Raw genomic sequence first — 14,057 nt, forward strand, 5'->3', positions numbered from 1 at the left:
AATAATTCCATGAAACAATTACAATAATCACTTAATTTGATAAAAATAATAAAAAGGAGTTTGCTAATGAGCTATATTGTTCAACATTATATTGGTGGCCAATTAATCACTGAGGATACTACAAGCCACGCTATTTATAATCCAGCTCTGGGAGAAGTAGTCGGTCAAGTTCATTTTGCGTCCAAATCACTTTGTGATAAAGCAATTGCCACTGCCAAAGAAGCAGGGATAGGATGGGCACAAACCCCAGCAATTAAAAGAGCACGAATCCTTTTTAAGTTCCGCGATTTATTAGAAAAAAACCAAATGGATCTCGCACGCATCATCACCCGCGAACATGGTAAGACTTTAGATGATGCCAAAGGTTCTGTAGCACGAGCTATTGAAGTAGTGGAATTACATTGCGGCCTGGTCAATCAACTTCAAGGAGATTTTTCCGCTGACGTAACCAATGGGATTGATTGTCATACATTAAGACAACCCATAGGGGTATGTGCGGGCGTTTCTCCTTTTAATTTCCCGGTTATGGTTCCAGTATGGATGATGATTCCAGCGATTGCTTGTGGTAACACTTTTATCTTGAAACCCTCGGAACAAGATCCTTCTGCCCCTGTCCGTTTGTTGGAATTATTAAGTGACGCAGGACTTCCAAATGGCGTTGCCAATTGCGTGCATGGTGATAAAACGACAGTAGACCATCTGCTCGCTCATCCAGATATTGTTGCCTTTACTGCGGTTGCTTCTACACCGGTTGCTCAACACATTTATACTACAGCAACATCTTATGGAAAACGCGCGCATACATTTGGTGGAGCAAAAAACCATTGTATCGTAATGCCTGATGCGGATCTGGATCAAGCTGCTGCTGCGATTGTGGGTGCAGCATATGGTTCCGCAGGCGAACGATGCATGGCCATTTCTGTGGTTGTTGCTGTAGGCGAACATACAGCGGATGCTCTAATTGCAAAAATGACACCGCAAATCAAAGCGATGCACATCAATGCAGGTGATGTACCTAATACCGATATGGGGCCATTGATCAGCGGAGCACATCGAGAAAAAGTCTTGGCAGCTGTAGATAAAGGCGTAAATGAAGGAGCAAAATTAATTATTGATGGCAGAGCATTTAAACATTCTGAACATCCACAGGGCTTCTTCATGGGCCCGTGTTTGTTTGATCATGTTAATGAAGATATGTCTATTTATCAAAATGAAATTTTCGGGCCAGTTCTTGTGATTGTTCGTGTCAATCATTTTGATGAGGCGCTTGATTTAGTCAATAGAAACCAGTACGGCAATGGAACTGCAATTTTCACCCGCGATGGATTTAGTGCTCGTGAATACAGCCAGCGCGTACAAGTGGGCATGGTGGGGATCAACATTCCTATTCCTGTCCCTGTTGCCAATCATCCTTTTGGCGGTTGGAAACATTCTTCTTTTGGTGACACCAACATGCATGGACAAGAAAGCATCAATTTCTATACCCGACGCAAAACAGTTACCAGTAAATGGCCTGTGAGTGAAATTAACGAAAGTGCTTTTATTATGCCAACGCATGATTAAGGCAATAGAATAATTAATGTAGCCTGGGTGCAGCGCAGCGTAACCCGGGTTTATCATACGGAATCCCTCGGGTTACGGCTTCGCCTTCACCCAGGCTACATTGGTACATTACACGGAGAATTCAATGGCAAAAATAGGATTTGTGGGACTCGGGCATATGGGCTTACCCATGGCTATCAATCTTGTTAAAGCAGGACATCAGGTTACTGGATATGACCTACAGCAATCTGCTTTACAGCATTTTTCTCAAGCAGGTGGCCTGATCGCGCAAAACGCCCAGGAAGTCGCCAAAGAAAAAGATGCCTTGATTACGATGCTGCAAAATGGGCAACAAGTGTTGAACGTTTGCCACGGCGCTAATGGACTGTTCCAAACCGCAAAAAAAGGCGCTTTATATATTGATTGCTCCACCATAGACGTCAACAGTTCACGTGAACTTCATAATCTGGCCAAACAACACCAGCTGCAAGTCGTTGATGCGCCTGTCTCTGGAGGTGTAGCCGGAGCAGGAGCAGCCACACTAACGTTCATGGTTGGAGGCGAAGAAGACGCGTTTCATGCTGCGAAGCCTATCCTGGCAGCTATGGGGCAAAAAATAATTCATACTGGCGGCGCAGGAAGTGGGCAGGCAGCAAAAATATGTAATAACATGATTTTAGGGATCTCCATGATTGCCATTTCAGAAGCCTTTATTCTCGCAGAACAACTGCAATTGTCCCCGCAAAAACTCTTTGAAGTGGTAAGCAATGCTTCAGGTCAATGCTGGGCGATGACCAAATATGCACCTGTTGCCGGCGTGTTAGAAAATGTTCCTGCCAACAACGAGTACAAACCTGGATTTGCGGCAGCAATGATGCTTAAGGATTTGCTGCTCAGTCAAGATTCAGCACACTCAGTCAATGTAAATACTCCATTAGGTGCCAAAGCAACAGCTATTTATCAGCATTTTATTGACCAAGGTATGGGTGATTCCGATTTCTCCGCAATTATTAAACTAATTTCCCAAGGCGAAGAGGTATAATATGCATGCTCATTTATTCAATCCCAAATTAACGCCAACGGAAGATTCAATAACTGAATTTTGGTCTGAAGTGGCGCAACAAACCATAGATTGGCTTCAACCTTGGGATACAGCGCTCACTGGGGGATTAAAACACGGTGATGTAACCTGGTTTAAAGGGGGAAAATTGAATGTCAGCATGAACTGTTTAGACAGGCATTTACCACAAAAAGCGAATCAACCAGCAATTATTTGGGAAGGCGATGAGCCAACCCAACAAAAAACCCTGACCTTTGCTGAGTTACATGCTGAAGTATGCCGTATGAGTAATGTGCTCAAACAGTTAAAAGTAAAAAAAGGGGATAAAGTAGCCATCTATTTACCTATGATCCCTGAGGCAGCAATTGCCATGCTTGCTTGTACACGTATTGGTGCAGTACATACAGTCATCTTTGCCGGTTTTTCTGCCAACGCATTAAGACAACGGATACTCGCCTCAGAATGTACCTGTCTCATCACCGCAAACCATTTCAGTCGAGGCGGTAAAATAATTGCTTTAAAGAAACAGGTTGATGAAGCATGCCATGATTTACCCTTACAAAGACTACTCATAAAAACAAGTGATGATTCTAGTGCCTTTGATAAAAATAAAGAGTGTTGGTGGCATGAGCTTAAGGACAATGTAAGCCCCCACTGCGAGCCCGAACCCATGGATGCAGAAGATCCTCTGTTCATATTATACACTTCTGGAAGTACTGGCCAACCTAAAGGGGTAGTCCATACAACCGGAGGATATCTGGTGCAGACAGCGTACACGCACGAATTAATCTTTAATTGTCAAAAAGATGAAGTATTTTGGTGTACTGCAGATATAGGGTGGGTTACAGGGCATAGCTATGTAGTTTATGGCCCACTTTGTAATGGAATTACGACCTTGATTTTTCAAGGAATTCCCACTTGGCCTGATTCTTCCAGAGATTGGCAAATCATTGATAAGCATCAGGTCAATGTGTTTTATACTGCACCCACAGGGATACGCGCCTTAATGCGCGCAGGCGATGAATGGTTAGCATCCAGTTCTCGAAGTTCCTTGCGATTACTGGGATCAGTAGGGGAACCCATTAATCCTGAAGCATGGCAATGGTATTATCAAAAAGTAGGGCAAAACAGATGCCAAATAGTAGATACCTGGTGGCAAACTGAAACCGGAGCAATAATGATTAGTCCCAGAGCTGATGATCCGATTAAAAAGCCGGGTTCAGCGCGTCAACCAATCCCAGGCGTCATTCCTGTATTGCTCAATGAACATGGCCATGAAATAGCGGGGGCTGGTGAAGGGTTTCTGGCAATCAAATACCCTTGGCCCTCTATGGCCAGAACAATCGCTGGCGATCACCAACGTTATTGCATGACCTATTTACACCATGGCTATTACATAACAGGAGATGGCGCAAAACGAGATGAAGACGGTGATTATTGGATTACCGGACGGGTAGATGATGTGATTAACGTATCAGGACATCGCTTAGGTACTGCAGAAATCGAAAGCGCGCTGGTGAGCCATCCTGCTGTTACGGAAGCAGCTGTAGTAGGTATCCCCCATGATCTTAAAGGCCAGGGCATTTACGCCTATGTCATTTTAAAACAGGACTTCACTGCTGATACTACCTTGAAAGAACAATTACTCCAACAAGTCAATAAAGAAATAGGGCCTATCGCAAAACCCGATGTCATTCATTTTGCTAATGATTTACCTAAAACACGTTCAGGTAAAATCATGCGGCGCATTTTGCGCAAGATTGCAGGCAAAGAAATCCAGAGTCTGGATGAGCTTGGGGATATCTCCACTTTGGCAGATCCACAAATTGTTGAGAAATTGTGGGAGGAATCGAAGTAATCCTAAACAATGCGAAATTTTCCTGTATTCTGTCATCCCTGCACATTCCGTCATCCCTGCGCAGGGATAACAACCTTTCGATATCACTGCAGACTGTATAATACGTATTTTTTTGTTTAATTTTTTGAGGAACTCTCAGCATAAAGTGCGGTATGTAGGCGTGATATAAAAAATTTGTTATGTGGTAATAGATTTATCTATGTAATACTAGATTTCTCTTTAAATTTGTGATTATCTCCAGCATAAAGCAATAAGAGAAAATTTATTTAATATAATTACTTTTTTGAACTTTTGAGCCTGAAATCTTGTTCTCTTGAACCTGGACTGGGCAGCAGCCAGGTTACAAAAACACTCGCCCCAAAATTCTCAATTTTTGACCAAATTGTCAAGTAAATGCAAAAAATGTATTGCTTTATAAGCGAAAAACAATTAAAATTGGTGACGTTTTAGCTATAGGTCAGATCCCCTAAAATGCAAGAAGCCCCGGATTGTTTTGATTTTTCTCAGCTGTCCTTGGAGGAAATAGCCAAATTACTCCAACGTTTTAGCGTGCGCCTAACTCCCGATGAAGCCCTTACCATTCAGAACTCCTTATTAAAGCGACCACCAACTTATGCGGAATGTATTTTATGGTCCATCCAAGGTTCTGAACATTGTTCTTATAAAAGTAGTCGCAAACATCTTAACCAATTTAACACGAAAGCACCCCACGTTATTCTCGGCCCTAAAGAAGATGCAGGAATTGTTGCTGTAACCATTGATAAACAAAACAGGCGCTATGGCATCGTAGTGAGTCATGAATCACATAACCACCCCTCGCAGCTCGTACCCTTCGAAGGTGCAGCAACAGGAGTAGGCGGAAATGTGCGTGACGTCTGTTGTATGGGAGCGGAGGTCATCGCCGTTGCCGACAGTTTGCGCTTTGGCGATATTAATCGTCCCAAAACAAAATGGATACATCAAGGAGTAGTTCAAGGAATCGCGGGTTACGCAAATCCTCTTGGCATCCCCAATTTAGGTGGTGATACTTATTATGATGAAGCCTATAATGAAAACTGTCTGGTCACTGTAGTCACTTTAGGGGTCGTCAGAGAAGATCACATTATTCATTCCTATGCGCCAGCCAATGCAGAAGGCTATCAATTTATATTAGTTGGCAAACCTACAGACAATAGCGGTTTTGGCGGTGCAGCTTTTGCTTCAGCAACACTGAGTGAAGAGCAACAAGAGCAAAATAAAGGGGCGGTACAAGAGCCTAATGCTTTTTTACAACGCCATATCCTTAAAGCCAATTATGCCATGTTTGAATTTCTGCGCGAAAAAAATCTAATCGATCGCGTTGGCTTCAAAGACCTGGGCGCAGGAGGAATTGCTTGTGCCAGCGTTGAATTGGCGGAAGCCAGCGGCTATGGGGCAGAAATCAATCTTGATCTGGTGCCAACCAGCATGAACAATTTATTACCCGCTGTCGTCTTATGTTCTGAAACTCAGGAACGCTTCATGTGGGTTGTTCCCAAAGAACTGGTTGATACCTTCCTAAAACATTACAACGAACGTTTTGCTCTTCCAGAAATCTGTGATGGAGCACAAGCAACTGTTGTGGGTCAAATAAGAAACGATGGTTTATATGTGGTGAAGGCCCAGGGCAAAGAAATTGTTTCCGCACGCGCAGAAGACATTACTAAAGGGATTCTTTATGATCGCCCCTTCAGTACGAAACAAAGCACTTATAGTGAACCAGAACATATTCCAGTAAGCGATTTCAATGCAGAATTACTCAGTTTACTTGCTCATGAAAACATTGCATCACGTGCCCCTATTTACGAAAGTTATGACAAACAGGTCCAAGGTCGTTCATTCGTTGAACCAGGATGGGCCGATGCTGGAGTGATTACTCCATTTAATGAGGATAAATATCCGGAAGAAATTCGACGAACTGCTGTTGCCTTATCGGTCGATCATAATCCGCGTTATAACAAAATTGACGCGTATTGGGGTGCTGTCAATGCAGTTGTTGAATCAGTACGTAACATCATTGCAGTGGGCGCATGGCCTCTTGCTCTAACAGACTGCCTGTGTTTTGGTAATCCTGAAAATACCGAACAAATGGGCGAGTTTGTTGATTCAGTACGTGGCATAGTCGATGCATGTGCTGCAGTAAAAATGTTTACCGATCGCAACGTAAGCCTGCCTATTATTTCAGGTAACGTGTCTCTTTATAATGAATCGGCTCAAGGTGCGATTCCACCAAGCCCCATCATCAGTTGCATTGGCGCGATTAACGATTACTCCAAAACAGTAACCTATGATTTCAAAGAGACTCATTCAGTGCTTTTAATGATTGGCGCACGCAAAGATGAATGTGGCGGTAGTGTGTATTACCAAGTGCACAATCAGCTGGGCAGTCAATTACCCAAACCCGAACTTGCTGCATTTGCGGATGAAATTGCCGCAGTACATGCAGCCATACACGCAGGCCTGGTTTTGTCAGCACATGATATTTCCGAAGGCGGTATTGCAGTTGCCCTAGCAGAAATGAGTTTTAAAAATGAAATTGGGGTGAATGTTTTTATTCCCGGAGAGTTACCTAATGATAAAAAACTGTTTTCGGAAAGCGGCGGATTTATCCTCGAAGTCTCTCCGGAAAAAGTAAATGCGCTGGAACAAATATTTCATAAATATTCTGTACCGTTTCAAGCTATAGGTGAAACAACAGCAACCCCAAACTTGATGATCAATTCGGTTATCAATCTATCAATCAGTGCAGCCAAAACTGCCTGGAAAAATGGTTTAGTTGAGAGGCTCATATAATGTCAATTATTGATTATAAAGCTGCAGGTGTAGACATTGAAGCAGGTAATGAAGCAGTTCGTAGTATTAAAAAAGCGGTAGAAAGCACGTTTTCGCCGCGAGTCCTTACTGGAATTGGCAGTTTCGGTGCCATGTATGATCTCAAAAACCTGCTGCAAGATTATGAGCATCCAGTTCTTGTGCAAAGCATTGATGGTGTTGGGACCAAAATGATGGTCGCCAAAATGATGCAAAAATTTGATACCATTGGTGTTGATTTAGTAAGTGCCACCACCAACGACATTATTGTTTTGGGAGCAAAACCGCTTACCCTGCTCGATTATATTGCCAACGATAAATTAAAACCGGAAATCATCGAACAGATCGTTAACGGCATGGTAAAAGCCTGCAAAGAAAACCATATTTCTTTAGTTGGTGGTGAAACAGCTGAAATGCCAGGTACCTATCTACCAGGCGAGCTTGATTTGGTTGGCGTCATTACTGGCGTCGTAGAAAAAAATAAGGCGATTGAAGGAAAAGAGATTTGTGAAGGCGATCTTGTAGTCACCTTTCCTTCAAGTGGTTTGCATACCAATGGCTATTCACTCGCAAGAAAGTTACTCTTTGATGTAGCCGGCTATAAAGTTGAGTCGCAATTTCAAGATTTTTCCCACAGCATTGGTGAAGAACTTTTAACACCGCATCTGAATTACACCAGACCTGTTTTAAGTCTTTTGGAAAAAAACATTCCCATTAAAGGCATGGCCCACATAACCGGCGGCGGGTTACTGGAAAATATTCCGCGTATTTTACCCAAACATTGTTCTGTGGAAATCCATAAAAAACAAATTCCCGAACTGCCTATATTTAATTTGTTACGCAAGTTGGGGCACCTGGATGACGAACACATGTATCGTACCTTTAATATGGGTGCAGGTTTAGTACTTTTTATAGCACCACAAACACTCACTCCTGTTCGCGAAGTACTCCGCGATTTTCCTACTTTCCCTCTTTATGAAATTGGACAGGTTGTAAGAGGAGAGCAAAAGGTGACGCTGTTATGATACGTATTGGCTTAATTCAATTTCCAGGATCCAATTGTGAACGCGAAACAGCGCTTGCTGTAAAACGTGTGGGCATGGAGCCTGTTGAATTCTTGTGGAATGAATCCTTAGAGAAATTACGTCACCTGGATGGCTATATTCTTATCGGAGGGTTTTCCTACGAAGATCGCTCCCGCGCAGGAATTATTGCCGCACTTGATCCGGTAATTCAAGAAATCAAAGCACAGAGCGAAAAAGGGAAGCCCGTAGTGGGAATCTGTAATGGCGCGCAAATACTCGTTGAATCCGGTTTAGTCCCCGGTTTCAACCAAAATGATATCAGTATGTCGCTCACAGAAAATAAGCGTATTGCCAACGGCAAAATAGTAGGAACAGGTTTTTATAATGCCTGGGTGCATATGCGCTTGGCAGAAAATCACCAGCATAATGCGTTTACCCGCCATCTTAAAACTACAGATTTAGTTCATCTTCCTATTGCCCATGCGCAAGGACGATTTCTTATGCCGGATTCTTTATTAAAAGAAATCGAAAAACACGGCTTAAATTTATTTCTATATTGTGATGCCCAAGGCAAGATCATTGATAATTTCCCCATTAATCCAAATGGTTCTGCAGGTAATATTGCTGCAATCACCAACCAAGCTGGGAACGTTATGGCCATGATGCCTCATCCTGAGCGCACGATAAATGGCGATCCTATTTTTGCGTCCATGCGTGATTACATCAAGGAACATCAATGCAGCCTGGGTGAAGGTGAGGTTCCGACTAGCCTACGCTCCGCGACTTGTTCGCGGAGTCCAGAAGCCCTACTAGCACTGGATCCCGCGAACAAGTCGCAAGACGTAGTGAATAGAATGACAGTCAACCCCAAACATTTCAACAAAATTCCAAGCAGCCATATCTGCCTTGTCAAACTGATTATCACCGATAACCAAGCGTTGACCGTACAAAAAACATTAAGACGATTAGGTTTTCCAGTAACGGTAAATCGATTTGAGCATTGGGAAGTTGCATGTGATTCTGCAGAACAGTTTGCCCAACTTAAAAATACGGGACTTTTGTATTCCGATCGAAAAGAACGCGAAGTGTTTGCAAGCAAGCTTGACTCTCAAAATGCTTTAGCTTATCTGGTGCGTGCAAAAGAAGACTTGAAAGGGCAACAAACACTACAAACGCTTAATACCCACTATGCAGTACAAAAAATAAATAAAATAAGACATGGCGTCTTATGGCAATTTACCAGCGATGAAACCAATGTCTCTGCGTTAATCGACCCTATTTTATTAACTCACATTATCGGGAACCCTTATGCTCATGAATGCTACCGCTACGACCACTCGTTATGATAATGAAATTCGCGAAGCTTTAGCTTTTTGCCTTGATCAAACGAATTTGCCTGTAGGGAAAAAATATCAAGGAAAAGTAAGAGATTCGTATGATCTTGGTGATGCCATTATGCTCATTACTACAGATAGACTCACGGCCTTTGATCGACATCTCGCACTCATTCCCTATAAAGGCGCGGTACTTAATTTAACCAGTGCCTGGTGGTTTGAGCAAACCCAAAACCTTATCCCTAACCACATTATTGCTGTTCCCGACTCGAATGTCGTTATTGCCAAAAAATGTACTGTTTTTCCGATTGAGTTTGTAGTCAGAGGTTATATCAGCGGCACGACCAGTACTTCTTTATGGACTCAATATCAAAATGGAGTACGTAACTATTGTGGCATTACCTTTCCTGAAGGCTTAAGTAAAAATCAAAAATTGGAGCAACCTGTTTTAACTCCGACGACCAAAGAAAAAATTCACGATCGCCCTATTACTCCGGCTGAAATTGTTTCAGAAGGATGGATGGCTGAAGAAGATTGGCTAGAAGCCAGTGCTTTAGCCCTTAAACTCTACGAGCGTGGCGCTGAAATTGCTAAAGATCATGGTTTGATTTTAGTAGATACTAAATATGAATTTGGCCGCGATGCGCAAGGAAAAATTATTGTTGTTGACGAAATTCACACTCCTGATTCCAGTCGTTATTGGTTGGCTGACAGCTATCAAGAACGCATTGCAGCTGGACTGGAACCAGAAAATATTGATAAAGAATTTTTACGGTTATGGTTTGCAAAAAACTCAGATCCTTATCACGATGAGCAACTTCCACAAGCACCACAAGAATTAATTAAAGAACTCTCATCACGTTATATTCAATTGTATGAACGAATCACAGGTAAAAGGTTCAATTTTGCAGACCATAAAGAACCTGCTGAGCAACGAATCATGCGTCATATTGCAAATTACTTGGGGTAGCATAACCAAATGTGTGGGATAGTAGGTATTTACAGTCATGAACCCGTAGCTTACGAATTGTATGAGAGCCTGATTCACTTGCAGCATCGGGGGCAAGATGCTGCTGGCATCCTGACCTGTGATCAGCGCTTCTATACGAAACATGGATTAGGTTTGGTACGCGAAATTTTTACTCCTGAGAATGTTTCTGTGTTGCAGGGAAATATCGGCATTGGCCATGTACGTTACCCTACCGCAGGCGGTTATACTGCAACGGATGTCCAACCCTTATGGATTGGCAGCCCACGCGGCATTGCACTTGCTCATAATGGCAATCTGTCCAATTACCAGGAACTGGCTGACGAGATTCGTTTAAAGCAACATCGTCATCTTAATTCTACGCTTGATTCTGAAGCCCTATTACTCATGCTGGCAGATAATCTGGCCAGCAATGCGTCCAGTAACGAAGAAAATAATGACAGTTTTTTCGAATTGCTGACGCAAGCAGTCGCGCATATTTTTGAACGAATTGAAGGGGCTTATTCCATTGTTTCCGTGATTATTGGTAAGGGACTTGTTGCGTTCCGTGATCCTCATGGTATTCGCCCTTTAGTTTGGGGAACGCGTGAAAATCCAGATGGAACTATAGACACTATTTTCGCATCAGAAACAACCCCTTTTTATGCCTTAGGCTTTGAACCTAAGGGAGATATTTTACCCGGTGAAGTAGCCTATGTGGATCTTAATGGGACATTACACCGCAGGGTTCTGAAAACCGAAGAATTTAAACCTTGTGTGTTTGAGTATGTTTATTTTGCCCGTCCGGATGCAACACTCAATAACGTCAGCGTGTACCGATCTCGTCTACGTATGGGGCAAAATCTGGCGCTTCAGTGGAAGAAAAAATACCCTGATCTCATCCCGGATATCGTCATTCCGGCCCCTTTTACTGCAAATACAGCAGCGTTATCTTTTGCCCATGAGTTAGGCATCAGATACTCTGAGGGTTTGTATAAGAATCCTTTTATAGGCCGTACATTTATCATGCCCAATCAAAAGGCGAGAAGTCGAAATATCCGTTATAAACTAACGCCGCAACGAACCGAAATTAAAAATAAAACGGTGATGATTGTCGACGACAGTATTGTCCGGGGCACAACTTCCCGGGAAATAGTCAAGATGGTAAGAGAATCTGGCGCCAAAAACATTTATTTTGCGTCCACATCACCACCACTTAAAAATCCTTGTTTTAGTGGGATTGATATTCCTTCTCGTAAAGAGCTCATTGCGGCCAATCAAAGTGAAGATGAAATTGCCGCCTATCTTGGTGTTGATGTGTTACTTTATCAATCCCATGAAGATTTGATTGAAGCAGTAACCCGACGGGGGGAACATCAAATCAAAAAGCCCTGCATGGCGTGCATGGACGGCGATTATTTTTGTAAAAAATTAACTGCAGAAAAAATGAAACAGCTCGAGCAGCAACGAGAAACCAGCAGGCTGAGTACCCCCGCAAAAAAAGAGGATATCATTGAATGAACATTCTTGTTATTGGTTCTGGCGCACGTGAACATGCACTCATCAAAGCATTACACCGCTCCCCACAAAATACTTCCTTGTTTTGTTATGGCACGGCGATCAATCCAGGAATCCACAAATTAACGGTTCAATATGGTGTTGGCGATATTACCGATTGCGCTGCAGTAGTGTCCATGGCAAAGCTCTGGGGGATTGAATTAGCAATCATCGGTCCTGAAGCACCGCTTGAAAAAGGAATGGCTGACGCATTATGGCAAGCAGGAATCCCTACGATTGGCCCAAAAAAAGAATTGGCACAAATAGAAACCTCTAAAGAATTTGCGCGTGATCTCATGCAAAAATATCACATTGCTGGTTTGCCGCGTTATCAAAAATTCGCAGCGCTGAATCACATTGAAACATTTCTTAATGAGCTAGGCGAAGGCAATTACGTGATTAAAGCAAATGGCTTAATGGGAGGCAAAGGAGTAAAAGTTGCAGGAGAACATCTGCATTCAATTGCTGAAGCCTTAAATTTTTGCCAGGAAATTCTCGATAAAAAACAGACGATTCTTATCGAAGAAAAACTAATCGGCCAGGAATTTTCCTTTATGTGTTTCGCTGATGGTAAAAAATTGATTCCTATGCCTTTAGTCCAAGATCATAAACGCGCTTATAATGGTGATAAAGGGCCCAATACCGGCGGTATGGGTAGTTATTCAGACACCGATCATTGTTTGCCTTTTTTAACTGCAAATGAGGTCCAAGAAGCTCTAGCGATTAACAATGCAGTTTTTCAAGCGTTGTCTGCAGAGTGTGGTGAACCTTATATTGGCATTTTATATGGCAGTTTTATTGCCACCAAAAATGGAATTTATGTCATCGAATTCAATGCCCGTTTTGGTGATCCTGAAGCGTTAAACGTGTTATCCATTCTGGAGTCCGATTTTGTTGCCCTATGCCAAGCCATGGTCAGCAACAACCTTAGCGCAGATCACGTCATATTCTCGAAAAAGGCTACTGTTTGTAAATATACGGTTCCTGAAGGTTATCCTGATGCGCCAAAGAAAAATTTTGCTGTTGATTTCTCAAAGGTAGTTTGCCAAGATCATTTATATCTTTCTTCAGTCAATCAGGTCGATCAGCAAATTATTGCTGAAGGTTCGCGCACCGCCGCCTATGTTGGCATTGCCGATTCGATTTTTGCTGCAGAAATGAATGCTGAGGATGAAATTTCATTAATTGAAGGTCCTTTATTTCATCGTCAGGATATAGGTACAAAAAAATTAATTCAGCAGCGCATTGACCACATGCAAAGGATACGCACCTCATGATTCGCATTGCCGTCCTTGGTTCAACTCGAGGCACTAATCTTAATACCCTTGTCGCTGCAATGAAGCAACAGCAGTTATCTGCGTCCATAGAGCTGGTCTTAAGTAATAAAGCAGACGCGCTCATTTTGGAAAAGGCAGCGCGTTTCGGCATTAAATCCATGTTCGTTAATCCGCAAGGCCTCAGCCGCGTCGATTTTGATCATGAACTATCCAAAATACTCAAGTTCCATCAAATAGATCTTGTTGTATTAATTGGCTATATGCGCATCTTATCAGCCGAATTTGTCGACAACTGGGAAAATAAAATAATCAATATTCACCCGTCTTTATTGCCTGCTTATGCAGGGTTAATGAATCTCGATGTACATCAAGCGGTTATAGCCGGTGCTGAGGTCGAAACAGGATGCACCGTACATTTTGTTACCGCACAAGTGGATGCGGGCCCTATTATTTTGCAAAAAAAATGCCCTGTTTTACCAAATGATACTTCAGAAATTTTGAAAGCAAGAGTACAAGAATTGGAAGGGCCAGCTTTGGTTGAAGCAATAAACAGGATTGCAACCACTGATAGAACTCAGGTTCACTGCTGTTAACTTAAGAAAAAGATG

10 protein-coding genes are annotated in these 14,057 nt (G+C 42.6%); all 10 read left to right on the top strand.

The features are described 5' to 3' along the window. Window positions 1-66 precede the first annotated feature (66 nt). The 10 genes from A8O27_RS03965 (at window position 67) to purN (ending at window position 14,042) form a co-directional block, all read left to right on the top strand. A complete protein-coding gene (locus A8O27_RS03965) occupies window positions 67-1,563 on the top strand; it encodes a CoA-acylating methylmalonate-semialdehyde dehydrogenase (protein WP_058458379.1) in 1,497 nt (498 codons plus the stop codon). 124 nt (window positions 1,564-1,687) lie between these two features. Beyond that, window positions 1,688-2,584: a 3-hydroxyisobutyrate dehydrogenase gene (mmsB, locus tag A8O27_RS03970; RefSeq protein ID WP_058458378.1), complete on the top strand. Its 897-nt coding sequence runs from the start codon at window positions 1,688-1,690 to the stop codon at window positions 2,582-2,584. Between the two features lies 1 nt (window position 2,585). Then, window positions 2,586-4,460, top strand: coding sequence for an acetate--CoA ligase (acs, locus tag A8O27_RS03975; RefSeq protein ID WP_058458377.1), 1,875 nt, complete (start codon window positions 2,586-2,588; stop codon window positions 4,458-4,460). A 471-nt stretch (window positions 4,461-4,931) separates the two neighbouring features. After that, the gene (gene purL, locus A8O27_RS03980; RefSeq protein ID WP_058458376.1) at window positions 4,932-7,271 is read left to right on the top strand and encodes a phosphoribosylformylglycinamidine synthase subunit PurL; all 2,340 of its coding nucleotides are present in this window, start codon (window positions 4,932-4,934) and stop codon (window positions 7,269-7,271) included. Then, window positions 7,271-8,314 carry a phosphoribosylformylglycinamidine cyclo-ligase gene (gene purM / locus A8O27_RS03985; RefSeq protein ID WP_058458375.1) on the top strand — a complete coding sequence of 348 codons (1,044 nt, stop codon included), beginning with the start codon at window positions 7,271-7,273 and terminating at the stop codon, window positions 8,312-8,314. Before purL ends, purM begins: the two co-directional genes overlap by 1 nt. Next, window positions 8,311-9,660 carry a phosphoribosylformylglycinamidine synthase I gene (gene purQ / locus A8O27_RS03990; protein WP_058458374.1) on the top strand — a complete coding sequence of 450 codons (1,350 nt, stop codon included), beginning with the start codon at window positions 8,311-8,313 and terminating at the stop codon, window positions 9,658-9,660. The genes purM and purQ overlap by 4 nt, the downstream gene beginning before the upstream one ends. Further along, window positions 9,623-10,618: a phosphoribosylaminoimidazolesuccinocarboxamide synthase gene (locus A8O27_RS03995; RefSeq protein ID WP_058458373.1), complete on the top strand. Its 996-nt coding sequence runs from the start codon at window positions 9,623-9,625 to the stop codon at window positions 10,616-10,618. Before purQ ends, A8O27_RS03995 begins: the two co-directional genes overlap by 38 nt. Before the next feature lie 9 nt (window positions 10,619-10,627). Continuing rightward, entirely contained in the window at window positions 10,628-12,136 is a 1,509-nt protein-coding gene (gene purF / locus A8O27_RS04000; RefSeq protein ID WP_058458372.1) for an amidophosphoribosyltransferase, read from the top strand. After that, window positions 12,133-13,449, top strand: coding sequence for a phosphoribosylamine--glycine ligase (gene purD, locus A8O27_RS04005; RefSeq protein ID WP_058458371.1), 1,317 nt, complete (start codon window positions 12,133-12,135; stop codon window positions 13,447-13,449). Before purF ends, purD begins: the two co-directional genes overlap by 4 nt. Beyond that, window positions 13,446-14,042 (top strand): phosphoribosylglycinamide formyltransferase, encoded by a 597-nt coding sequence (gene purN, locus A8O27_RS04010; RefSeq protein WP_058458370.1) that lies wholly within the window; start codon window positions 13,446-13,448, stop codon window positions 14,040-14,042. The genes purD and purN overlap by 4 nt, the downstream gene beginning before the upstream one ends. The last annotated feature ends 15 nt before the right edge of the window (window positions 14,043-14,057 follow it).

The sequence above is a fragment of the Legionella bozemanae genome, assembly GCF_001648595.1.
Lineage (GTDB): Bacteria > Pseudomonadota > Gammaproteobacteria > Legionellales > Legionellaceae > Legionella > Legionella bozemanae.

What these genes read in the sequence shown, in the direction of transcription:
- A8O27_RS03965 (WP_058458379.1), top strand. Translation starts at nt 67, where the DNA reads ATGAGCTATATTGTTCAACATTATATTGGTGGCCAATTAATCACTGAG.
- mmsB (WP_058458378.1), top strand. Translation starts at nt 1,688, where the DNA reads ATGGCAAAAATAGGATTTGTGGGACTCGGGCATATGGGCTTACCCATG.
- acs (WP_058458377.1), top strand. Translation starts at nt 2,586, where the DNA reads ATGCATGCTCATTTATTCAATCCCAAATTAACGCCAACGGAAGATTCA.
- purL (WP_058458376.1), top strand. Translation starts at nt 4,932, where the DNA reads ATGCAAGAAGCCCCGGATTGTTTTGATTTTTCTCAGCTGTCCTTGGAG.
- purM (WP_058458375.1), top strand. Translation starts at nt 7,271, where the DNA reads ATGTCAATTATTGATTATAAAGCTGCAGGTGTAGACATTGAAGCAGGT.
- purQ (WP_058458374.1), top strand. Translation starts at nt 8,311, where the DNA reads ATGATACGTATTGGCTTAATTCAATTTCCAGGATCCAATTGTGAACGC.
- A8O27_RS03995 (WP_058458373.1), top strand. Translation starts at nt 9,623, where the DNA reads ATGCTCATGAATGCTACCGCTACGACCACTCGTTATGATAATGAAATT.
- purF (WP_058458372.1), top strand. Translation starts at nt 10,628, where the DNA reads ATGTGTGGGATAGTAGGTATTTACAGTCATGAACCCGTAGCTTACGAA.
- purD (WP_058458371.1), top strand. Translation starts at nt 12,133, where the DNA reads ATGAACATTCTTGTTATTGGTTCTGGCGCACGTGAACATGCACTCATC.
- purN (WP_058458370.1), top strand. Translation starts at nt 13,446, where the DNA reads ATGATTCGCATTGCCGTCCTTGGTTCAACTCGAGGCACTAATCTTAAT.